At 68.2% G+C, this 20,672-nt stretch carries 21 protein-coding genes; 16 read left to right on the top strand and 5 right to left on the bottom strand.

Annotated features, from left to right (window positions below; genetic code table 11):
* The first annotated feature begins 14 nt into the window (after positions 1–14).
* The 5 genes from AC6CHL_RS04115 (at position 15) to AC6CHL_RS04095 (ending at position 5,224) form a co-directional block, all read left to right on the top strand.
* Positions 15–2,534: a membrane-bound PQQ-dependent dehydrogenase, glucose/quinate/shikimate family gene (locus tag AC6CHL_RS04115; protein ID WP_498293469.1), complete on the top strand. Its 2,520-nt coding sequence runs from the start codon at positions 15–17 to the stop codon at positions 2,532–2,534.
* 99 nt (positions 2,535–2,633) lie between these two features.
* Positions 2,634–3,017 (top strand): energy transducer TonB, encoded by a 384-nt coding sequence (locus tag AC6CHL_RS04110; protein WP_498293467.1) that lies wholly within the window; start codon positions 2,634–2,636, stop codon positions 3,015–3,017.
* Between the two features lie 20 nt (positions 3,018–3,037).
* Positions 3,038–3,544, top strand: coding sequence for a DUF4952 domain-containing protein (locus tag AC6CHL_RS04105; RefSeq protein WP_498293466.1), 507 nt, complete (start codon positions 3,038–3,040; stop codon positions 3,542–3,544).
* A gap of 217 nt (positions 3,545–3,761) precedes the next feature.
* Positions 3,762–4,223, top strand: a complete 462-nt coding sequence (locus AC6CHL_RS04100; protein WP_498293465.1) for an REP-associated tyrosine transposase — start codon at positions 3,762–3,764, stop codon at positions 4,221–4,223.
* 731 nt (positions 4,224–4,954) lie between these two features.
* Positions 4,955–5,224, top strand: a complete 270-nt coding sequence (locus AC6CHL_RS04095; RefSeq protein WP_038687682.1) for a hypothetical protein — start codon at positions 4,955–4,957, stop codon at positions 5,222–5,224.
* Positions 5,225–5,413: 189 nt separating this feature from the next.
* Here the strand turns inward: AC6CHL_RS04095 and AC6CHL_RS04090 are convergent, their stop codons facing one another.
* On the bottom strand, positions 5,414–5,803 hold the full coding sequence (locus tag AC6CHL_RS04090; RefSeq protein WP_038687684.1) for a DUF3037 domain-containing protein: 390 nt from the start codon (positions 5,801–5,803) through the stop codon (positions 5,414–5,416).
* Positions 5,781–6,557 (bottom strand): HipA family kinase, encoded by a 777-nt coding sequence (locus AC6CHL_RS04085; RefSeq protein ID WP_448133980.1) that lies wholly within the window; start codon positions 6,555–6,557, stop codon positions 5,781–5,783. The genes AC6CHL_RS04090 and AC6CHL_RS04085 overlap by 23 nt, the downstream gene beginning before the upstream one ends.
* Before the next feature lie 91 nt (positions 6,558–6,648).
* Here AC6CHL_RS04085 and AC6CHL_RS04080 point away from each other — a divergent pair, with 91 nt between their 5' ends.
* From AC6CHL_RS04080 to AC6CHL_RS04055, 6 genes are all read left to right on the top strand, one after another.
* Positions 6,649–7,017: a hypothetical protein gene (locus AC6CHL_RS04080; RefSeq protein WP_498293463.1), complete on the top strand. Its 369-nt coding sequence runs from the start codon at positions 6,649–6,651 to the stop codon at positions 7,015–7,017.
* A gap of 134 nt (positions 7,018–7,151) precedes the next feature.
* Positions 7,152–9,614: a S9 family peptidase gene (locus AC6CHL_RS04075; protein ID WP_498293461.1), complete on the top strand. Its 2,463-nt coding sequence runs from the start codon at positions 7,152–7,154 to the stop codon at positions 9,612–9,614.
* Between the two features lie 86 nt (positions 9,615–9,700).
* The gene (locus AC6CHL_RS04070; RefSeq protein ID WP_498293460.1) at positions 9,701–10,024 is read left to right on the top strand and encodes a hypothetical protein; all 324 of its coding nucleotides are present in this window, start codon (positions 9,701–9,703) and stop codon (positions 10,022–10,024) included.
* 110 nt (positions 10,025–10,134) lie between these two features.
* Positions 10,135–12,417 (top strand): patatin-like phospholipase family protein, encoded by a 2,283-nt coding sequence (locus tag AC6CHL_RS04065; RefSeq protein WP_498293458.1) that lies wholly within the window; start codon positions 10,135–10,137, stop codon positions 12,415–12,417.
* A gap of 71 nt (positions 12,418–12,488) precedes the next feature.
* A complete protein-coding gene (locus AC6CHL_RS04060) occupies positions 12,489–13,166 on the top strand; it encodes an HAD family hydrolase (protein ID WP_498293457.1) in 678 nt (225 codons plus the stop codon).
* A 90-nt stretch (positions 13,167–13,256) separates the two neighbouring features.
* On the top strand, positions 13,257–14,036 hold the full coding sequence (locus AC6CHL_RS04055) for an SGNH/GDSL hydrolase family protein (protein ID WP_498293455.1): 780 nt from the start codon (positions 13,257–13,259) through the stop codon (positions 14,034–14,036).
* Between the two features lie 9 nt (positions 14,037–14,045).
* Here the strand turns inward: AC6CHL_RS04055 and AC6CHL_RS04050 are convergent, their stop codons facing one another.
* Positions 14,046–14,588 (bottom strand): thioesterase family protein, encoded by a 543-nt coding sequence (locus tag AC6CHL_RS04050; RefSeq protein ID WP_137189815.1) that lies wholly within the window; start codon positions 14,586–14,588, stop codon positions 14,046–14,048.
* Positions 14,589–14,658: 70 nt separating this feature from the next.
* Here AC6CHL_RS04050 and AC6CHL_RS04045 point away from each other — a divergent pair, with 70 nt between their 5' ends.
* The 4 genes from AC6CHL_RS04045 to AC6CHL_RS04030 all read left to right on the top strand — a co-directional run bounded on the left by AC6CHL_RS04045 (position 14,659) and on the right by AC6CHL_RS04030 (position 16,853).
* Positions 14,659–15,243 carry a TetR/AcrR family transcriptional regulator gene (locus AC6CHL_RS04045; RefSeq protein WP_498293454.1) on the top strand — a complete coding sequence of 195 codons (585 nt, stop codon included), beginning with the start codon at positions 14,659–14,661 and terminating at the stop codon, positions 15,241–15,243.
* A gap of 79 nt (positions 15,244–15,322) precedes the next feature.
* Positions 15,323–15,703 (top strand): VOC family protein, encoded by a 381-nt coding sequence (locus tag AC6CHL_RS04040; protein ID WP_498293452.1) that lies wholly within the window; start codon positions 15,323–15,325, stop codon positions 15,701–15,703.
* Entirely contained in the window at positions 15,700–16,485 is a 786-nt protein-coding gene (locus tag AC6CHL_RS04035; RefSeq protein ID WP_498293451.1) for a hypothetical protein, read from the top strand. Before AC6CHL_RS04040 ends, AC6CHL_RS04035 begins: the two co-directional genes overlap by 4 nt.
* Positions 16,482–16,853, top strand: coding sequence for a hypothetical protein (locus AC6CHL_RS04030; RefSeq protein WP_038687707.1), 372 nt, complete (start codon positions 16,482–16,484; stop codon positions 16,851–16,853). Before AC6CHL_RS04035 ends, AC6CHL_RS04030 begins: the two co-directional genes overlap by 4 nt.
* 49 nt (positions 16,854–16,902) lie before the next feature.
* Here AC6CHL_RS04030 and AC6CHL_RS04025 read toward each other — a convergent pair whose 3' ends face one another.
* Together AC6CHL_RS04025 and AC6CHL_RS04020 are read right to left on the bottom strand one after the other, a co-directional pair.
* Positions 16,903–19,011, bottom strand: a complete 2,109-nt coding sequence (locus tag AC6CHL_RS04025) for a TonB-dependent receptor family protein (protein WP_498293449.1) — start codon at positions 19,009–19,011, stop codon at positions 16,903–16,905.
* 182 nt (positions 19,012–19,193) lie between these two features.
* Complete coding sequence (locus tag AC6CHL_RS04020) at positions 19,194–19,994, bottom strand: restriction endonuclease (protein WP_498293447.1); 801 nt, start codon at positions 19,992–19,994, stop codon at positions 19,194–19,196.
* 200 nt (positions 19,995–20,194) lie between these two features.
* Between AC6CHL_RS04020 and AC6CHL_RS04015 the strand changes: the two genes are divergently transcribed.
* Positions 20,195–20,608 carry a hypothetical protein gene (locus AC6CHL_RS04015; protein ID WP_498293446.1) on the top strand — a complete coding sequence of 138 codons (414 nt, stop codon included), beginning with the start codon at positions 20,195–20,197 and terminating at the stop codon, positions 20,606–20,608.
* The last annotated feature ends 64 nt before the right edge of the window (positions 20,609–20,672 follow it).

Genomic DNA, 20,672 nt, shown 5'->3' with positions numbered 1-20,672 from the left:
GCATGGAGACCACGATGTCCGCCGCCCCCCGCGCCGCACGCCCCGATCCTTCGTCCACCGCCCGGCGCCCGCGCCATGCGCTGGTGACCGTGTTGTCCCTCGTGCTGATAGTGCTCGGCCTGGTGCTGGGCGGGCTGGGTGCATGGCTGGCCAGCCTCGGCGGCTCCTGGTACTACGTGCTGGCCGGTGTTGGCCTGCTGGTGGCCGGCGTGCTGCTGTGGGGTAACCGGCGCGCCGGTGCGCTGTGGTTCGGTGCGGTGTTCGTGGGCACCCTGCTGTGGACGTGGTGGGAGTCGGGCAGCGACTACTGGCGCTGGGTGCCGCGGCTGGGCCTGATCGTTGGCATCGGCCTGGTGCTGTCGCTGCTGCTGCCGACGCTGGACCGACCGTTCTCGCGGCGGCTCTCGCGCAGCATTGCCGGCGTGCTGGCGCTGGTGTTCGTGGCCGCCTTCGCGCTGGCGTTCGTGCCGCATGGGGTCACCGCGGCCAGCGGCAGCTTCCCCGAGGCGATGACCAGCACCGGCCTGGCACCTACCGCCGACGCACCGCTGCAGCCCGCCGACAAACCGGGCGACGACGACTGGGCCGCGTACGGTCGCAACAACGCGGCCACGCGCTTCTCGCCGCTGCAGCAGATCACCCCGGACAACGTGGCCAAGCTCGAACAGGCGTGGCTGTTCCGCACCGGCGATCTGCCGCAGAAGCGCTGGGGCGCTGAAACCACGCCGCTGAAGGTGGGGGACACGCTGTACCTGTGCACCGCACGCAACCAGCTGGTGGCGCTCAACGCCGCCGACGGCACCGAGCGCTGGCGCTTCGACCCCAAGATCAAGGACAAATCGATTCCCTACACCGCCGCCTGCCGTGGCGTGTCGTACTACGAAGTACCGGCAACCGCGCAGCAGGCCGCCGATGCCGATGTGGCCGCCGACCTGGCCTCGGGGCAGTCGCAGGTGCCGGTGCTGACCCAGCTGCCGCGCAGCGCCTGTTCGGCCCGGATCATCGAAGGCACCTTGGATGGCCGCCTGATCGCCGTGGACGCGGCCACCGGCAAGCCGTGCGCGGGCTTCGGCAACAACGGCCAGGTCGACATCACCCTGGGCATGGGCGACAGCCCGGCCGGGTATGTGTCGATCACCTCGCCGCCGGCGATCGTGCAGGGCGTGATCGTCACCGGCCACCAGGTGCTGGACGGCCAGCGTCGCGACGCACCGTCCGGCGTGATCCAGGCCTACGACGCCATGACCGGCAAGCTGCGCTGGGCCTGGGACATGGACCAGCCCGAACTGACCGGCCTGCCGGCGCAGGGCAAGACCTACACGCGCGGTACCCCCAACATGTGGACCACCGCCACCGGCGATGACCAGCTGGGCCTGGTGTATCTGCCGATGGGCAATTCGGCGGGCGATTACTGGAGCGGGTCGCGTACCGAGAACCAGAACAAGTACGCCACCTCGCTGGTCGCCATCGACGTCAACACCGGCAAGCCGGTCTGGCATTTCCAGGCGGTGCGCAAGGATGTGTGGGACTACGACATGGGCTCGCAGGCCACGCTGGTCGATTACCCGACCGCCGCTGGCAAGGTGCCGGCGATCCTGCTGCCGACCAAGCAGGGCGACATGTACGTGCTCGACCGCCGCACCGGCCAGCTGCTCACCCCGGCCGAAGAGCGCAAGGTGCCCACCGGCGGCGTGGAGCCCGAGCAGCGTTCGCCCACGCAGCTGTTCTCGCTGTACCACACGCTGCGCAAGCCGGACCTCACCGAGCGCGATATGTGGGGCATCACCCCGATCGACCAGCTGGTGTGCCGCATCCAGTTCCGCAAGGCGAGCTATGAGGGCTTCTACACCCCGCCCACCGCCGACCGGCATTCCATCGAGTACCCCGGCTACAACGGCGGCTCGGACTGGGGCAGCGTGTCGGTGGATCCGCGTCGTGGCGTGATCGTGGCCAACTACAACGACATGCCCAACTACAACCTGCTGGTGCCGCGTGCCACCGCCGACAAGCTGGGCTGGGTGCCGCGCGAAGACGTGCGGGCCGACAAGGGCGGCGCCGAAGGGGCAGGGGACCCGCAGACCGGCACGCCGTACGCGATCGACGTCAACGCCGGCTGGCGCCTGCCGTTCACCAAGCTGCTGTGCAAGCAGCCGCCCTACGGTGGCATCCGCGCGGTGGACATGCGCACCGGCAAGACCCTGTGGGACCGCCCGTTCGGCAGTGCCCGCGGCAACGGCCCGTTCGGCATCCGCTCCGGCCTGCCGATCGAGATCGGCACGCCCAACAACGGCGGCTCGGTGGTCACCGCCAGCGGCCTGATCTTCATCGCCGCGGCCACCGATGACCTGCTGCGCGCCATCGACCTGAAGACCGGCAAGGAACTGTGGCACGCCAAGCTGCCGGCCGGCGGCCAGGCCAACCCGATGATCTATGCCTTCGGTGGGCGCCAGTATGTGGTGATCATGGCCGGCGGCCACCACTTCATGGAAACCCCCGCAGGCGATTACGTGATTGCCTACGCGCTGCCGAAGTAATCGACGGCGGGGTGGGCGCATTGGCAACGATGCGGCCACCCCGCCCAAGCGGGTAGGATGGGGATTCCCGACCCAGGGTAGACAAGGACGATCATGCACGTGACGCTGTTGCGTACCACCGTACTCGCGCTTGCGTTGGCGCTGGCCCCCGCGGCGCTGGCCGCAGACCCGGCCCCGCTGGAGCTCACGCCTGCCGAAGGTCTCAAATATTGGACCCCGGCGCCCGGCACGTTCACCCCGCCCCTGACCGTCGACCCCAAGCGGGTGGCCTACGCCGAAGAGGTCACCGTGGCCTACACGATCACCCCCGATGGCGATACCGCCGACGTGCAGGTCATCGACGCCAAACCGGCGGGCGCACATGCCGGCTGGGCGGTCGATGCGATCAAGGCCATGCGCTTCGATCCCACCCAAAGCAACACCCTGCGCACGCCGATCCGCAGCCAGCTCACCAGCCGCTGGGCTGGGCCCGCCCCGAAATAGCCCCTGTGCACTGACCGACGATGAGCATGACCTGCGCCGGGCGGTTGCCGCCGGTATCCCTGTGGTGCCTGTTGGCGGTTTCCGCTCCGGCGATGGCCGGCACGCAGACACGGGACGAGGCAGTGGCCGATTGGGACGCGCACGGCCGCCGTGCGGGCCTCGCCGCACCGGACACGCACTGCCAGGATTTCCTGCAGGCCCTGGGTCGCAAGCCGGACACCCTCGAGTATCTGGGCTGTGAGCAGGATGACGCGTCCTACATCAAGCCGATGACGGCCCGGTATCGGGTCAGTGGCGCGTCTGCGGTGCAGGTGGAGACCTACCTGCACGACACGTTCGGCCTGCCTCTGCTCCGCTATGCATGCTGCGGCTGGAGCAGCGGTGCGCCGTACGTCTGGCGCGCAGGCATGGACAGCGTCAGCTACGAAATCGGCATGGGCGTGGAGTCGTTGCATTACCCCCGGGAGGAGTGGGCGCGGATTCCCGCGTTCGACATCACCGTGGGCGTGACGCGGCAAAGCCCCTGAGATTGAGGCAAGGACAGCCGGGTAGAATCCGGCTCTACGCGGGGATCAACGCCTGTGATCCCGTAGCGCCGGGCTCTGCCCGGCCGCTGTTGCACTTCGCTGCGGCGGCAAAGGCAGCCGGGTAGAACCCGGCTCTACGGGCACGGCGCATTTATCCTACATGCGGGCACGGTATTGGCCGCTGCAACATGGCGCTGGACTGTCGCACGATGCCGCCATGGCCAGCCCCGCATTGCAACGTGGAAGATTCTCCTGCCAAGGGCACTGCTACGTCGTCACCACGGTCACCACGGTCACCGCACGTCGCCAACGTCTCTTCGCCGTTGCTGCCAACGCGGATGAAATGATCCGCTGGATGCAAGCGTCGGATCATGAAGGCCGCACGCGATCCATGGCCTGGGTGGTCATGCCGGACCACGTGCACTGGATGTTTACCTTGCGCAGCAGTACGTTGGCCACCATCGTGCGCACCACCAAATCGCGGGCCGCCAAGGCGATCAATCAGCGCAACGGCACGCAAGGCGCGATCTGGCAGCCAGGCTACTACGATCAACTTCAACGCGACGAACGCCAGTGGCTGGCCGAGGCGAATTACATTCTTGCCAACCCGGTGCGCGCCGGATTGACGACGGCGGTCGGCGAGTACCCCTTCGCCTGGTGCCGCTGGCCAACCGGGTAGCGCCGGGCTCTGCCCCGCCGTTGTTGCCCTTCGCCGCAGCGACAAGAGCAGCCGGGTAAAACCCGGCTCTACGCGCACCCCCGTAGCGCCGGGCTCTGCCCGGCCGCTGTTGCTCTTCGCTGCACCGCCAAGAGCAGCCGGGTAGAACCCGTCTCTACGCGCACCCCCGTGGCGCCGGGCTCTGCCCGGCCGCTGTTGCTCTTCGCTGCACCGCCAAGAGCAGCCGGGTAGAACCCGGCTCTACGCGCACCCCCGTAGCGCCGGGCTCTGCCCGGCCGCTGTTGTTCTTCGCCGCAGCGGCAAGAGCAGCCGGGTAAAACCCGGCGCTACGTGTCCACCCCCGTAGCGCCGGGCTCTGCCCGGCCGCTGTTGCTCTTATTCGCAGCTGCAAGGGCAGCCAGGTAGAACCTGGCTCTACGGGTGCATCAGCGCCTGCATTCCGGCGTTACGGTTCCCGCACCGACCTCGTTAGCAGGTGCGCCCCCCGCGCGCTGGGTCAGATGTGCGACCTACGTGCGTGCTCGACATCTCGGACCCACCAGAAGCAACACGCTTCGCATGCGTATCCGCAGCCTGGTCACCAGCCGCTGGGCTGGGCCCGCCCCGAAGTAGCCCCTGCGCCAGCGGGGTAACCGCCACCCGGGTGGTGGCATACGCGCTGCCGAAGTGACAGCCGAACCGACGGAAAGATCCACTACGATGGAGGCCCTGATCAATGCGATGGATCCGCCATGACCCTGTTTCGCAGTGTGGTGCCGTTCGTTTTCCTGTCTGCCGGGGGAGTGCTTCTGTGGCGCGGCATGCAGGCGGTGCTGACGACGGCACAGTCGCTGGGCACCGATGGCGGCGGCAGCGCATTCCAGTACGGGTACGCGGCGGGGCATTCCGCTGCAGCGGCATTGATGCTGGCAGCGGCTGCTGCATGTGCGCTGCTGGGCGGGCGGGGGCGTGTGCAACGCGGTCAGGCGCGGTGCGTGGGTCCTGGATACGATGACGCCTGATCACCTGCGCGCGTGTGCAACCTGGGATCTGTGAGTCGCATCGATTGTCCTGGCCGGGTAGCACCCGGCTCTACGTGTCCCAGAGGCAGCCGGGTAGAACCCGGCTCTACGCGTCCCAGAGGCAGCCGGGCAGAGCCCGGCGCTACGCGAGGATCAACGCCCGCGTGCATCAACCTCTGGAATCCGGCCTTACGGTACCCGCACCATTTTGGTCAGCAGGTGCGCCACCACGCCGGCCGGGTCGGCGGTGCGGCCTACGTGCGTGCTCGACATCTGCACCACCGAGCTGCGCTTGGCGGTGAGGAAGTGGAAGCGCGCCCGGGCCGGGAGCTGTGCGATCGGGCCGGCGTCCGCGTCGCCACGGCAGATGGCCACGATGGCATCCAGCCACGGCTGCAGCGCGTCCATGTCCAGGGACGGGGCGAATGCGTGCATCCGCGCCGGATCGATCTCGATCGCCGCTTCCAGGTGCTTGGCCCCCGGGCACGACACGATCACCCCGACGTTGATGAACTCTTCGCGTTCAACCCGCGGCACCACGCGGATCACCGCGTAGTCATACGTATGCAGCGTGGGCACGGACGGCCTCCTGGACGAAGACGGCACGCACCTGCAGGCGGCGCTTGAGATAGTCGATATACGCTTGGCGATACTGCGCCGGGCTGTCGAAGGTGGGTTCGTCGACCAGCCAGCTGTCCGGCACCAGGCCGACGATGCGCTCGATTTCGGCATCGGGCAGCAATGCGGCCAACGTCGCGTCCACCTCGGCGATCTGCGTGGCGAACGGCAGCAGCACATGGTCGCGGATCAGCACGAACGGCTTTTCGCAGGCCTCGCCGGCGTTGGCCCAGTCGTGGTGGAAGTACATCGCCGCACCGTGGTCGATCAGATACAGCTTGCGGTGCCACACCATCAGGTTCGGATTGCGCGCGGTGCGGTCCACGTTGCTGGTCAGCGCGTCGAACCACACGATCCGCGAGGCCAGGTCGGCATCCACCGGCATGGCCGCCGGGTCGTAGTTGATGGCGCCGGGCAGATAATCGCTGCCGAGGTTGACGCCCTCGCTGGCGCGGATCAGGTCCTGGATCTCCGGATCGGGCTCGGTGCGGGCGAACTCGCGGTCGAGTTCGACGAACATGATTTCCGGGATCGGCAGGCCGACGCTGCGCGCCATTTCACCGGCGATCAGCTCGGCGATCAGCGCCTTGGGGCCTTGCCCGGCGCCGCGGAATTTGAGCACCACCATGCCGTCGTCATCGGTTTCGACAACAGCGGGCAGGGAGCCGCCCTCACGAAGGGGCGTGATGTAACGAAGGGCGTGGAGTGTGCGCACGGAGCGTCCATTGACGAGGCTGCAGCGTCATCTTACCGTGGCCGGCAGCCCGGTACGGAACCGGATGCAGGCTGCGGCACAGGGAGGAAACATGGGCAAGGGAATGGCATATCTGGTGCTGGTCGTCCTGGGCGCGCTGCTGCTGTGGTACAGCGGCCTGCTGGATGGATTCCGTGCGGGCAGCAACCTGCAGGCACGCGAGACCTTCTGGCGCGAACAGGTGCAGGCTGCCGCGCTGGACGGCGGCTCCCGCGCAGCGGTCGAGCGGTTTGCCGCGCGCCATCAGCTGACCCTGCAGTGCGACGCGGTTCCCGCCGGCTCGGACATCACCGAGTGCCTGGCCGACGATCCGCAGGCCAGGGGCGGCACCGCCACCCACCCGATGACCCTGCAGCTGTTCTTCATGTTCTACGGCGACCGCCTGCACACCTTCACCAGCACCCCGCGCTCGCTGGAGTAACGGCGCGCCGGCTCGCGCCTGCGGCGGCAAGCCAGTGCTTTCGGCCCATTCCGACCCGGACGCCCGGTGCTAGATTCGACGTTTGCCCGGCGACGTCCCTGCCGCCGGGTACCCACCATCGCAAGGGGACCCACATGCCGATTCGTCGTACCACCCTGGCCGCGGCCGTTGCTGTTGCCACCCTCAGTCTGTTCGCCACCGCGCCGGCCTTTGCCGACTACGCCAAGCCGCCGGAGCACCTGCTCAAGGTACTCAAGGCCCCGCCGCCGCCGGCGCCCAGTCTGGACCCGAGCGGGCAGCGCCTGCTGCTGACCACCGCGCAGACCTATCCCTCGATCGAGCGCGTGGCCCAGCCGTACCTCAAGCTGGCTGGCGTGCGCCTGGAGCCGAAGAACCGCAGCCGCCATGACACCCAGGGCGGCTATGGCATCCCGGCCTGCGTGGCCGACTTCACCCTGGTCGACGTGGGGACCGCCAAGCACACCAAGGTGGCCTTGCCGCAGGGCTGCGCGGGTGCGGCGCAGTGGTCTGCCGACGGCCAGCGGTTTGCGTTCCAGAACGCCGTGGAGACCTCGGTGCAGCTGTGGGTGGGCGATGCGGTGACCGGCCAGGTGAAGCAGGTGCCGGACGTGCAGCTCAATCCGATCTTCGGCTACACCCTGCAGTGGCTGGGCGGCGGGCAGCAGCTGCTGGTCAAGCGGGTGCCGGCCAACCAGGGCCCGGCACCGACCAGCGGCAACGGGCCCGGTGGCCCGGACGTGCAGGAGTCGCTCGGCAGCAGCGGCGAAAGCAGCACCTATGAAGCGCGCGATACGCTGACCAGCGCGCACGATGAAAAACTGTTTGCCTACTACGGTGCGTCGCAGCTGGCGGTGGTCGATGTTGTCGCCGGCCAGGTGCGCAACGTCGGCGCGCCGGCGCTGTACAACGAGGTCAACGCGGCACCGGACGGCGTGCACGTGCTGACCGAGACCCTGAAGGCGCCGTTCTCCCACGCCGTGACCTACCAGCGCTTCGCCAACGACGTGGCCGTGCTCGACCTGGCCACGGGCCGCGCAGCACCGATCGCCAGCCTGCCGCTGGCCGACCGCGTGCCGGTGCACGGCGTACCCGAAGGTCCGCGTGATTTTGATTGGCGCGCCACCGACCCGGCCACGCTGGTCTATGCCGAGGCATTGGACAAGGGCGACTGGAAGGTGACCGTGCCGCACCGCGACCGCGTGCTTGCGCTGAAGGCACCGTTCAGCGGCAAACCGCAGGAAATCGCCCGCACCGCGCAGCGCTTCGAAGGCATCGCATGGAGCGCCGATCCGGCCGTGTCGTTCCTGTTTGAGAACGATGAAAACCGCCATTGGCGCCAGACCCGCATCGTCGATGTGGACCAGCCGACGAAGGAAGGCCGCCTGCTGTGGGATCTGTCCAGCGACGAGCAGTACGCCGACCCGGGCAACCTGGTGTTTACGCGCCTGCCCAACGGCGCGTCGGTGGTGCGCCAGGACGGTGCATTCGTGTTCCTGCGCGGGCAGGGCGCTTCGCCGCAGGGCGACCGCCCGTTCCTGGATCGCCTGGACCTGGGCTCGCTGAAGACCGAGCGCCTGTTCCGCAGCGACGCCGATGCGTATGAGCAGATCCTCGGCCTGACCGCCACGCCCGGCCGCTACCTCACCTGGCACCAGTCGGTGATGGACCCGCCGAACGCGTTCGTGCGCCAGCAGGGCGAGCGCAACGCCGCGGCGAAGGAAGGGGAAGCGCAGTACGCCTCCACCGCCACCGCGCTGACCCGACTCACCGACCCGACCCCGGAAGTGCGCCAGATCCAAAAGCGGCTGGTGACCTACAAGCGCGCCGATGGCGTGGACCTGTCGTTCACCCTGTACACGCCGCCCGGCTACAAGGAAGGCCAGCGCGTGCCGGCCATCCTGTATGCCTACCCGGCCGACTTCGCCAGCGCCGCGCAGGCCGGGCAGGTGTCCGGTTCGCAGCAGACCTTCACCCGGCTGGCGCCGTACCGGCTGATGCTGCTGGCCGGCTACGCGATCATCGACAACGCGTCGTTCCCGATCGTGGGCGACCCGAAGAACGCCTACGACACCTACCTGGAGCAGCTCGAAGCCGATGCCAAGGCCGCAGTGGACAAGGCCGTGGACCTGGGCGTGGTCGACCGTAACCGGATCGGCGTGACCGGGCACAGCCATGGCGGCCTGATGACCGCCAACCTGATCGCGCACACCACCCTGTTCAAGGCCGGCGTGGCCACCAGCGGGTCGTACAACAAGACCTTTACCCCGTTCGGTTTCCAGAACGAGCGGCGCTCGGTGTGGCAGGCGCAGGACGTGTACCTGAAGGCCTCGCCTTTCTTCTATGCCGACAAGATCAAGCTGCCGTTGCTGCTGGTCCACGGTGAGGACGATGCCAACCCGGGCACCGAACCGTTCCAGTCGCGCAAGCTCTACCAGGCCATCCGCGGCAACGGCGGCACCACGCGTCTGGTGATGCTGCCCAACGAGCCGCACTGGTACACCGCGTTGGAGTCCAACGAGCAGCTGGTGTACGAAATGCTCAATTGGTTCGACACCTACGTGAAGAACGCGCGGTAACGTCGACCATTGCTCGACAGCGCGTGATGCCCCACCTGATCGGCCGCCCTGCAACGGGCGGCCGATCTTCGTTATCCTGCGCCACAATGAACACATTGCTGATTTCCCTGCTGCTGGCCGTCGCGCCAGCGACCGACGCCACCACCGAATCCACCACCACATTGGAGCAGCTCGGCCTCCACCGCGGCATGGACTACGTGCCGGTACGCAGCGCGCTACTGCGCGATGGCTGGACCGTTGAACCACACGACTACGAAGGGGCGCCGCCGTTCGCCGCGTTCCCCGAGGTCGACTGCGGCCAGGGCTGGCAGGCGGTGTGCTCGGCGGGCTTCCGCCGGGGCGACAAGGTTGTCTACCTGGCCATGGATCCCACGGACGACGGTCACTTGCTGCTGCTGGGGAGTGAGTGAAGGGCCGGCACGGGCCCGCGTTGTAGGTGCGGTACGTCTGGACGCGACCGTCACCGGCAGGCAGAGTGCGCGGGTGAAGCGGTGCATGGCCGCACCCGGGGAGAAGCCTGATGCAGATCGGACGCGCAGCACGGCGCGGTGAACGCGTGCGCGGGGTGCTGGCGGTGTGCATGCTGGCGATCCTGCCTGCCCTGGCGGGCGCGCAGGCGCCTGCGACTGTGGACGCCACTCTTCTCGACGCCGCTGAGCGCCCCCGCACCTGCCTGGTCCTCGGCGGCGGCGGCGCGCGCGGTGCAGCCCACATCGGCGTGCTCAAGGTGCTGGAACGCGAGCGTGTGCCGATCGACTGCATCGTCGGCACCTCGATGGGCGCGGTGGTGGGCGGGCTGTATGCCTCCGGCTACACCGCCGACGAGATCGAGGCGGTGCTGGACCGCATCGACTGGGCCGAGGTGCTGCGCGACAAGCCGCCGCGCAACGAGCGCAGCATGCGCCGCAAGGAGGACGACCTGCGCCTGCTGGGTGGCGTGGAGGTCGGCCTGAGCAACGGCAAGATTGCCTTTCCGCAGGGCCTGATCCAGGGGCAGAAGCTGGAAATGCTGCTGCGTCGCCTGTTGCTGCCCACCTGGCAGGTGCGCGATTTCGATCAGCTGCCAATTCCCTTCCGAGCCATCGCCACCGATATCGTGAGTGGCGAGAAAGTGGTGTTCGCCCAGGGCGACCTGGCCCTGGCGATTCGCGCCAGCATGTCGGTGCCCGGCGTGTTTGCGCCGGTTCGCTACGAGGACCGGCTGCTGGTCGATGGTGGCGTGGTGGACAACCTGCCCATCGATGAAGCACGGCGTCTGGGTGCGCAGCGGCTGATCGTGTCGCGGGTGGGCACGCCGTTGATGACCGAAGCGCAGCTGGACTCGCCCCTGGCGATCAGTCACCAGATGGCCAGCGTGCTCATGCAGCGCGAGATCCAGGCGCAGCTGGCCACGCTGGGCGCGCAGGACCTGTTGGTGACCCCGGCGCTGGGTGACATGGGCAGCCAGGATTTCAACCGCTCACCGCAGGCCGTGGGCGTGGGCGAGCAGGCCGCGCAGGCCGAGGTCGACGGGATCCGCCGCTACCAGGTGGACCCGGCACGCTACGCCGCGTTCGAGCGCCAGCATCGACCGCCCGCCTATGCGGCGCCGATCGTCGCCTTCGTCGATGTGCTGCGCGACGGCACCCGCACCGGGCGCTACATCGAACAACGCCTGCAATCGCAGGTGGGCAGTCCGTTGGCGCCGGACGAGGTGGAGCAGCAGGTGGCCACCGCCTACGGCGAAGGGCGCTACCAGCAGGTGCAATGGCGGCTGGAAGACCGTGACGGCCGCCAGGGACTGGTGGTGGCGCCGCAGGACAAGCGCTGGGGGCCGGATTTCCTGCACTTCGCGCTGCGCCTGTCCGATGATTTCGATGGCAGCAGCAACTACCAGCTGATCAGCGAGCTGACCCGTACCGGGTTGAGCGACCAGGGCGCCGAGCTGAAACTGCGCGTGGGCCTTGGCGAGGTGGAGGAGGCGTTTGCCGAGTACTACCGTCCGTTTGGCCGCAGCGGACGGCATGCGCTATCGACCTATGCGAAGTATCGCGCGACCGACCTGGACCTGGCGTTGATGCGCGGCGGCGCGCTGGCGGAGTTCCGTTACAGCCAATGGCTGGGCGGTGTGCGCTGGGCGTATTCGCCGCATCCGGATTGGGAGCTGGCCGGCTTCCTGGAGCGTGGACGAGAGCGGCTGCGACTGGACGTGGGCAACCCGAGCGAACTGGGCAACTACCGCGCCGACATGGGCAGCGTGGGCTGGCAGCTGCGCCACGATTCGATCGACAGTTCGGCCTTCCCCAGCCGCGGCCAGCGCCTGTCGCTGACCCGTCAGCACTACCTCGACACGCTCGGTACGGCCGATTCGGCCGCAGTCACGCGCCTGCAGTGGGATGGGGCGTGGTCGCACGGCCGCAACCGCTGGCTGGGTGGCGTGCGGGCGTCGTCGGCGCATGGTGGCGATGACGTCCTGGCCACCTATGGCTTCCTGGGCGGGTTGGGCAACCTGTCCGGGTATCCGGAAGAGGCGATCTTCGCGCCACAGACCGCGTTGGCGCGGGTGATGTACTACCGCCGCGTCGCCCACGCCGATTCGCTGCTGACCATTCCGCTGTATGTCGGCGGCAGCGTGGAATGGGGCGGTTTCTGGCAGACCCGCGACGCGGTGAACATCGATGGCATGCAGACCGCCGGCAGCCTGTTCATCGGCGCGGACACTTTCCTGGGCCCGGTGTTCCTGGGCTATGGACGCGCCGAGGGCGGCCACGATTCGTTCTACCTCACCTTCGGCTCATTGTTGCGCACGCTCGACGGGTTCTGAGTGGCACCGCCGGCGGTGATCGCATGCAGTGCCGCTATGATCGGCACTCCACCGCATAAGGGACTGCGCGGATGCCCACCGCAAACGACGCCAACGTGGTTGTGTTCGATTTCGACCTGACCTTGACCCGCTGGGAAACTGCGGGTCGCTTCTTCAAGGGCCTGCTGTGCCGCCAGCCGTGGCGCCTGGCCGTGCTGATCGTGGCGCTGCCGCTGTTGGGGCCATTGCTGCTGGTCCGCCGCACGCGCCGCCTGCCCACGCGGTGTGCGGTATGGCTGGCCACCTTTGGGCGCAGCCGCGAGGTAATGCAGGCGCTGGCACAGGCGCATGCCGATGCCGTGTTCGCGGCGGACGAAGCGCTGTTCATCGCACCGGCCGTTGCACGCCTGCGCGAGCACCTGGCGCAGGGGGACCGGGTGGTCATCGCTACCGGCTGCTGGGAACCACTGGCACGCGCGCTGCTGGTCCATGGCGGGCTGGGCGAGGTACCGCTGGTGGCCTCCACGCTGCGCCCGCTATGGGGCGGCTGGGTCAGCGAACAGCACTGCCTGGGCGAGAACAAGATTCCGATGCTGGCCGCGCGTGGCTTCGCACCGCCGTGGGCGATGGCCTATACCGACCATCATGCCGACCTGCCGCTGCTGCGCCGGAGCGCGCAGTGGTACCTGGTCAGCCCCACGCCCGATTGCCTGCAGCGCATTGAAACCGCGCTGGCAACGCGGGCCCAAGTACTGGCGTGGCGGGGCTGATGCAGCGCGTACGCACGCTGGCACCGATGCGGGCAGCCACGTAGTCTGAGGCCCGCGTGGCGTTCAACCTGCACCCAAGGAGTGCCTGATATGCGACCGTTCCTGGCCCTGATGTTACTGGCGGTGTGTTCCGTACCCGCCGCACATGCCGCTACCGATACGCCCGCGGTCAATCCGCTGCTGCTGCAGCCCGCCGGCACGCTTCAGGAGCGCCAGGTCGCCGAGTTGCAGCAGCGCCTGCGCGACTGGCCCCAATTGCAGCGTTACCGGGATGAAAACGCCGCGTTGGCGGCCCCGCTTCCCGGTAAGCCGCGCGTAGTGTTGTTCGGCGATTCCATTACTGAAGGCTGGGGTCGCACCGGCAGCGACACCTTCTTCCCCGGCAAGGGCTACCTCAACCGCGGCATCAGCGGGCAGACCACCGCGCAGATGCTGGTGCGCTTCCGCCAGGATGTGATCGCGTTGCAGCCGGCGGTGGTGGTGATCCTGGCCGGCACCAACGACATTGCCGGCAATACCGGGGCGGCCACCCAGGCGATGATCGAAGACAACCTGCAGTCGATGGTGGAACTGGCCCATGCACACGGCATCGCGGTGGTGCTCAGTTCGGTGTTGCCGGTCAGCGACTACCCGTGGCAGCGCGGCGTGCAACCGGCGCCGAAGGTGCGCGCGTTGAATGCGGCGTTGAAGCGGTACGCCAGCGCGCACAACGTGGTGTATCTGGATTACCACACGCCCTTGGCCAACCGCGACGGTGGCTTGGACAAGGCGCTGGCTGCCGATGGCGTGCACCCCACGCCAGCCGGCTATGCGCGGATGGCGCCGCTGGCCGAGGCGGCGATCCAGCAGGCGCTGTCGCGACCGCGCTGAACGGCGCGGTCAGGCGTCGTCCTGCTTGAGCGCCGCGTCTGCCGCCAACAAGGCGTCGGCGGCGGCACTGAGGGGTGGGGAGGGCACGTCGTCGGCGCCGATGGACTGCATCATCCGCGGCATGTCCACGAAGCGGCGCTGGCGGCGGTCGTAGATGCCGGTGACCAGCAGGGCGCGGGTGGCGATCTTCTCCTCGCCCAGCAGCACGCGCTGCTCCATGATCACCCGCGTGCCGACCCAGCCCACCAGCCGCGTTTCCAGCGTGAAGCGCTGGAAGGGTTTCAGTTCACGACGGAACTGGATGGTGCCGGCACCCACGATCGGCGCCCATTTTTCGCGCAGGGCCACGCGGCCCAGGCCCATCCGCAGGATCAGGTCCAGGCGGCCCAGGTCGAAGATGTTCCAGTAGCGCCCGTTGGTCATGTGCAGGTTGCTGTCCAGGTCATTGGGCAGCACCCGGAACGGCAGCCGTGACACCCCGAACGGGGCGGCCAGCCGCGGCCGGAAGAAGCTGCACAGCAGCAGGTACAGCAGGCGGAACCAGAGATTCATGTGGAATATGACGACTGTTATAGTCCGGATACGCTAATGTATGACGACTGTCTTAGCAAGGAATCGCGCCATGTCGCCTCGTCCTACCGATGCACCCCAGCGCGTCATCGCGGCAGCGGCGGACATGTTGGCGCGGGTGGGCCTCAATGCCACCAGCATCCGCGAGGTGACCAAGGCCGCCGATGCGCCGTTGGGCTCCACGTATCACCATTTCCCGGGCGGCAAGCAGGAACTGCTGGCGCGCGCCACCACCCAGGCCGGTGACAAGGTGGATGCTCTGCTCGCCGAACTTTTGCAGGACGGCGCGGAGCCGGGTCTGCAGCAGTTTCTGCAGATGTGGCGCGCACGCCTGCTGCGCACGCAGTTTGCTGCCGGCTGCCCGGTGCTGGCGGCTGCTGTGGAAGAACCGTTGGATGCGGTGGCCAGCCAGGCACGCGGTGCAGCGGCGGCGGTGTTCGCGCGGTGGGAACAGCGCTTGGGCGCTGCGCTGCTGGCGGCCGGCCATGCGCCGGCGCAGGCGGCCGCGCAGGCCACGTTGATCATCGCCAGCGTGGAAGGTGCTGTGGCGATGTGCCGGGCGATGCAGGACATCGCACCGTTCGACCGGGTGGCGGCGCAGCTGCAGGCGCTGGTGGCGTTGCCTGCGCGCGGATGAGCACCCGCAAGCGCCGTTGAGCGCGACGCGCCTTTACACTGTCGCCCTGCATTCCGCATTCCACGGCAAGGACGTCCGCATGCTGCATCACTTGTCCCTTGGGGTCCGCGACCTGGCTGCGGCCGGCGCGTTCTACGACGCCGCACTCGGTGCGCTGGGGTACCGCCGCGTGTTCGAGGATGACACCGCGATCGGCTACGGGCTGGTCGACGACGAAGACATGCTGTGCCTGAAACTGCGCGACGATGCCGCCGCGCCCGGGGCCGGCTTTCACCTGGCCTTCAGCGCCCCCACGCGCACCGCGGTGCAGGACTTCCATCGCGCCGCGCTGCAGGCCGGCGGGCATGACAATGGCCCCGCCGGACTGCGACCGGATTACGGTGACCGCTACTATGCGGCGTTCGTGATCGACCCCGATGGCCATCGCATCGAGGCGGTCACCAAGCAGGTGCAGCCATGAACCGGCGGGTGGTGCGACCGCCCAGGCCGCTGCTGCTGCCGCTGACCCGCGGCAGCGAAACTGCCCGCGCCCGCCAGCAGCTGCAGCGTGGCGGCTGGCCGCGTCTGCAGATGGCCGTGATCGTGATGGTCACTGCCGTGGCGGGCCTGCTGGCTGCACACCTGCTGCGTCTGGGTGGCCTGGATACGATGCTGCTGCGGTATCCGCTGGCCGTGCTGATGGCCTACCTCACGTTCCTGCTGTTGATGTGGCTATGGCTGCACCTGCGCCGGAATGACGTTGCCGAGGCGGTGATCAACACCGGCGGTGGTGGCGGCTCGTCGTCGCCCAACACGGGGCCGCAGTGGGGCGGGCAGGGTGGGCAGTCCGGTGGCGGTGGCGCATCGGCGTCCTGGGCGCCGTCGACCCGCACCAGCGCGGACACCCCCAGCAGCGACGGGTCACTGCTGGATCTCGCCGACGGCGATGCGGGCGTGCCGGTCATGGCCCTCATCGCGGTACTGGCGATCGCTGCCGGAACGCTGGTGGCCGCCAGCTGGGTGATCTGGTCCGCGCCGGTGCTGATGGCCGAGCTGCTGGTCGACACCGCCATTGCCGGGGGCCTGTACCGGCGCATGCAGGGCATGCGCGCGCAGGGCTGGTGGCGGCTGTGCCTGGCCCATACCTTCTGGCCGCTGATCGGCGTGCTGGTGTTTTCCGCCGGGCTGGGCTGGGTGGCGCAGGAAATCGCGCCCCACGCAGACACCCTGGCCGATGTGCTGCAGACGGTGCGCGGCAAATGAGCCTGCTGCAACGCGCATTGGCCGGTGCCACCGGCGGCATCGCCGGGGTGGGCGCACTGGTGATCGGGCTGGCCTGCAGCGGCATCACCGCGGTGCTGGTCACGGCGATGGGCGCTGCACTGCTGCCGCGCCTGTTGGCGCCGTTGCTCGAGGCGGGCATGGCACCGTCGGCACTTTCCGCTGCCTTCGTCAGCACCTACCCGTGGGTCTGGACAGGCCCGGTACTGGTGGTGCTGGTGGCGGTGTTCGGTGGCGGGCTGCGCTACTGGTTGGCCGGCGTGGTGGGGATGGTCAGCATGTTGCTGTGGGGCAGCTTTGCGGTGCTGGCTATGTATTTGTCGCTGTTCTCGCAGGCCGCTGCGATCTGAACCACCGCTCGCCAAGGGCCAGCAACGCTGCCGTTGCTGGCCGGCCCGATCAGTCGAAGCGCCAGCGCAGGCCGGCGTACACCCCGCGGCCTTCGCCCGGGGTGGAGCGGGCCACGTCCTTGCCGGCATCGTTGTAGCCCGGCGTTACCGTCGCCGCGTAGTGGCGGTCGCCGATGTTGCGCATCTCCGCCCACGCCTGCCAGCGCCCGCTGGGTGCATCAAACCCGACCCGGCTGCCGACGATGGCGTGGCTGTCGGCGCGGACGCTGTTGGCGTAGTCCACGAACATCGCCGAGGCGTACTCGGTGTTGAGCGCGGCGTAGAAACCGGCGGGGTGGTCGTAGCGCAGCTCGGCCTGGTAGTAGTGGCGGGGCAGGCCGGGCAGGCGGTTGCTGCCGAACAGCGCGTCATCGCGGTAGCGGAAGTCGCTGAAGGTGTAGGCCTGGCGCAACGACAGGCGGCCATCGCGCCCTTGCCACAGCGTGCTGTCCAGCCCAGCTTCCAGACCACGGTGCACGGTGGGGCTGGCGTTGTTCTCGGCCACGAACAGGTTCGGTACCGGCACCACTTCCACGGTGAGCAGTTCATGCAGCACGCGGGCGTAGTAGCCGGTGAGCTCCCAGCGGCCGAGCACGCTGTCGCCGCGCGCGCCCAGTTCCAGCGTGGTGGCGGTCTGGTTGTCCAGCTGCACCGGCGCGCGCTGGCGACCGGTGGATGCTCCGTTGCCTGCTGCGAAATACTGGTTCGAGCCCCAGATCATCGACCAGGGATGCGCCGGCTCCACCGAGCGGCTCAGGTTGCCGAACCACTGCAGCTGCGGGGTCTGCTGCCAGGTGAAGCCCAGCCGCGGCGCGTAGTCCCACTGGTGCTCGCGCAGGCGTTCGGGCGTGGCCGGCCAGGTCACCTGCACATCGCGGCGGGTGTTGATCAGCGCCAGCCCGGTCTGCAGGTGCAGCGCGTCGGTGAGGGCCAGGTCGTTGCCTATGTGCAGCGTGCTGTCTGTGCCGTGGTGCGAGAAGTCGCGCGTATGCGTGCCGGCGGCATAGCCGTTGCTGGCAAAGCGCAGCGTTTCGCGCACGTCCGCGTCCAGATCGTGTGTCACGCGCAGGCCCAGCGTGGTCACGCTGGTGCGGCCCAACAGCAGGTGGCGGTGGCGGTAGTCCACGGTGGCGTTGAGGTTGCTGTAATCCAGCTGCTGCCGGTACAGGCTTTCGTTCAAGTCCATCGGGTACTTGTGGTACACCAGCCCGGCCTGCAGCGACGACGCTTCGTCGATCTGCCAGGTGGTCGTGTTGCCGATCCAGGTGCTGCCCGGCTGCGGACGGCGCGCGTCGATGGCCAGGTTGGCCGGGTTGGCCGCACGCGGGTCGTTGCGGATCTGGTCGCGGGTCAGGCGCCCGGGCGTTTCGTGATTGGTCTCGCGGTAACGCACGAAGAAGCGCGTTTCCAGGGTCGGGGTGATCTGCCAGCCCAGATTGGCCATCGCGCCCTTGCCGTCACTGGCGGCGTGGCGCTGGTAGCCGTCCGATTCGGTATCGGTGTAGGCCAGGTAGTAGTCGACATCGCCGCTCACCCCGCCATAGCCGATGCTGCGCTTCTGGTACCCGCGACTGCCCGCTTCGTACTGCAGTTCCAGCCCGGCCGAATCGCGCCCGTTGCGGCTCACGTAGTTGATGGCACCGCCCAGCGCCAAGGCGCCGCGCTCGAACCCGTTGGCACCGCGCAGCACCTCGGCCCGGCTCAGCCACAGCGGCTCAAGCAGCTCATACGGCGTGCCACCGGGGCCACTCAACGGCAGCCCATCCAGCGACACCGCAATGCCCGACGCATGCGCGCCCGGGCCCCGGTTGATGCCCGAGCCACGGATGGACACCTTGGCGCCTTCATTGCCCGGCGACTGCGCACTGATGCCCGGCTGGTAGGCCAGCACATCGGCACTGGTGGACAGCCGGCCGTCGGCCTTGGTCAGGTCCACCACGTTGCTGGCGCCGGGAACGCGCTTGAGCGTGGCGCGGGCCTGCTCGGTCTCGTTGGCGGCGGTGACATTGACCGCGTCGAGGGTGGTGGCCTGGGGGGCGGCGTGGGCGGCAGCGGAAAGGCCGAGGGCGACGGCCAGGAACAGCAGGGTCGGGCAGGGGCGGTACGGCGAAAGCGACATGCGTAAGGGCTGTAAACCAAAAAGATGGCGCGAAAGTTAACAGGTATGGCGCAGCGCGTCACCCGTCCGTGCCGTACGGCCGCAAGGGGGCGGCTGCTCCGGTACGAGTAGAGCCGACCGTTGGTCGGCTGCTCTCCGTTCCGCCCGTGAACCCGCATGCGATCGACTAGAGGTTGCCGCTTTCAGCCGCGACAAGCGGGAAAGCGACTGCAGCCCATGAATACGTCACCGGTTCTGCGATTACGACGTTCCACCATAGGGGCGCTGCAGCGTTTGCAGGTCAACACCTCCGAGGCAGGTGCCGAGTCTGTCAGCACCGGCTCGATCCTTGCGGCAGGCATCGCCGTCCCACGTGCCTGCACCTTCTGAATCATTCCCAAGAGGTCCTCACCCGCAACCAGCGTGATGGGCTTTCCGACAATGAAGGTCTGCGCGTCGCGAGTGAAGCCCCCGCTGCTGACAATCAGCACGGCGTCTGCGCGGTGGTGCGCCAGCAGGCCATACATTTCGCGCACCACCGACACGCCCACCTGCTGGCGCCGCCATTGTTTGCATTGCACCAGCGTGCGTTTGCCATCGCGGCGCAGGACCAGGTCGATGCCGCCGTCGGCACCGCCCAAGCCGGTTTCCTCGACGGTATAGCCCTGTCGCCGGTAGGCTTCGCCGACCAGTCGTTCGAAGTCACGCCATCCGTTACTGGAAAGACTCTCCAGCCCGGTGCGCGTGTCCAGCAACCGGCGCCGTCGACGTGCGCCAGCCCACGACACCACCGCCGCCACCAGGCAGAGCCCCAGCCACAGCCATGCAACCGCCGCCTGTGCTGCTATGCCGGCAATCAACGCGGTCGGGGTGCCAGTGGTGCGCTCGTGCCACTGCGGGGCGAGCATGCGCAATGCGGCGAAGCCGAGCGCGCCTGCGCCAACATTGACGTACCACGGCCATGTGGCCATGACGTCGATAAGATGCGTGCGCCTGCGTCCCATGCGTCCCTCCTCCTGTGTGCATGGACATTGTAGGCCGGGCCGGCACGACGCCAGCAGGGGGGTACAAGACAGGGTTGCGGGCGGACATCCCCGCGCCGAACCAGCCGCCGCGTTCGCGTCGATTTCAGACTCGGATCAGCGGGATGCCGGGGGAGGTTTCCGCGATACTGTCAGACGACGTCACGCCACAGGAGAACCACTTGGCCAAGCAAGGCGAATTCAAGAAACTGCTGGAGTATCTGCAGAAGATTCCGGCCATGTCGGCGTCGCCGATGCACTGGGGCAGGGGCGAGGACAGCACCTGGTACGTGGGGTTCGCGCTGGATCTTGCGCATCCGCTGGCCTGGAGTGCCGTGCAGGAGCTTGCGTATGTGGTCAACGGGTTGTCGGTGACCGAAGCGCTGCCGACGACGTTCATGCCCGTCGCGCCGCCGCCGTACCTCAATGGCCCGGCCAGCGAGTTCCTGTCATGGCGGATTCAATCCAGTGACCCGGGGTTCTCGCCGGATGATCTGCTGGGTTGGCTGGAAGGTCGGCTGCCGCAGCCGGTGGAGGATGTGGCGAAGTGGATGCCGTCGTTCAATTGGGACGGTGACGTGCCGTTGGACGATTAGGCAACAGGGGCAGCCGGGCAGAGCCCGGCTCTACGCGGCCCGCGGTAGATCCCGACCGTTGGTC

It is taken from the genome of Stenotrophomonas sp. GQ19 (assembly GCF_059758695.1).
This window is presented reverse-complemented; position numbering and strand designations above follow the sequence as displayed.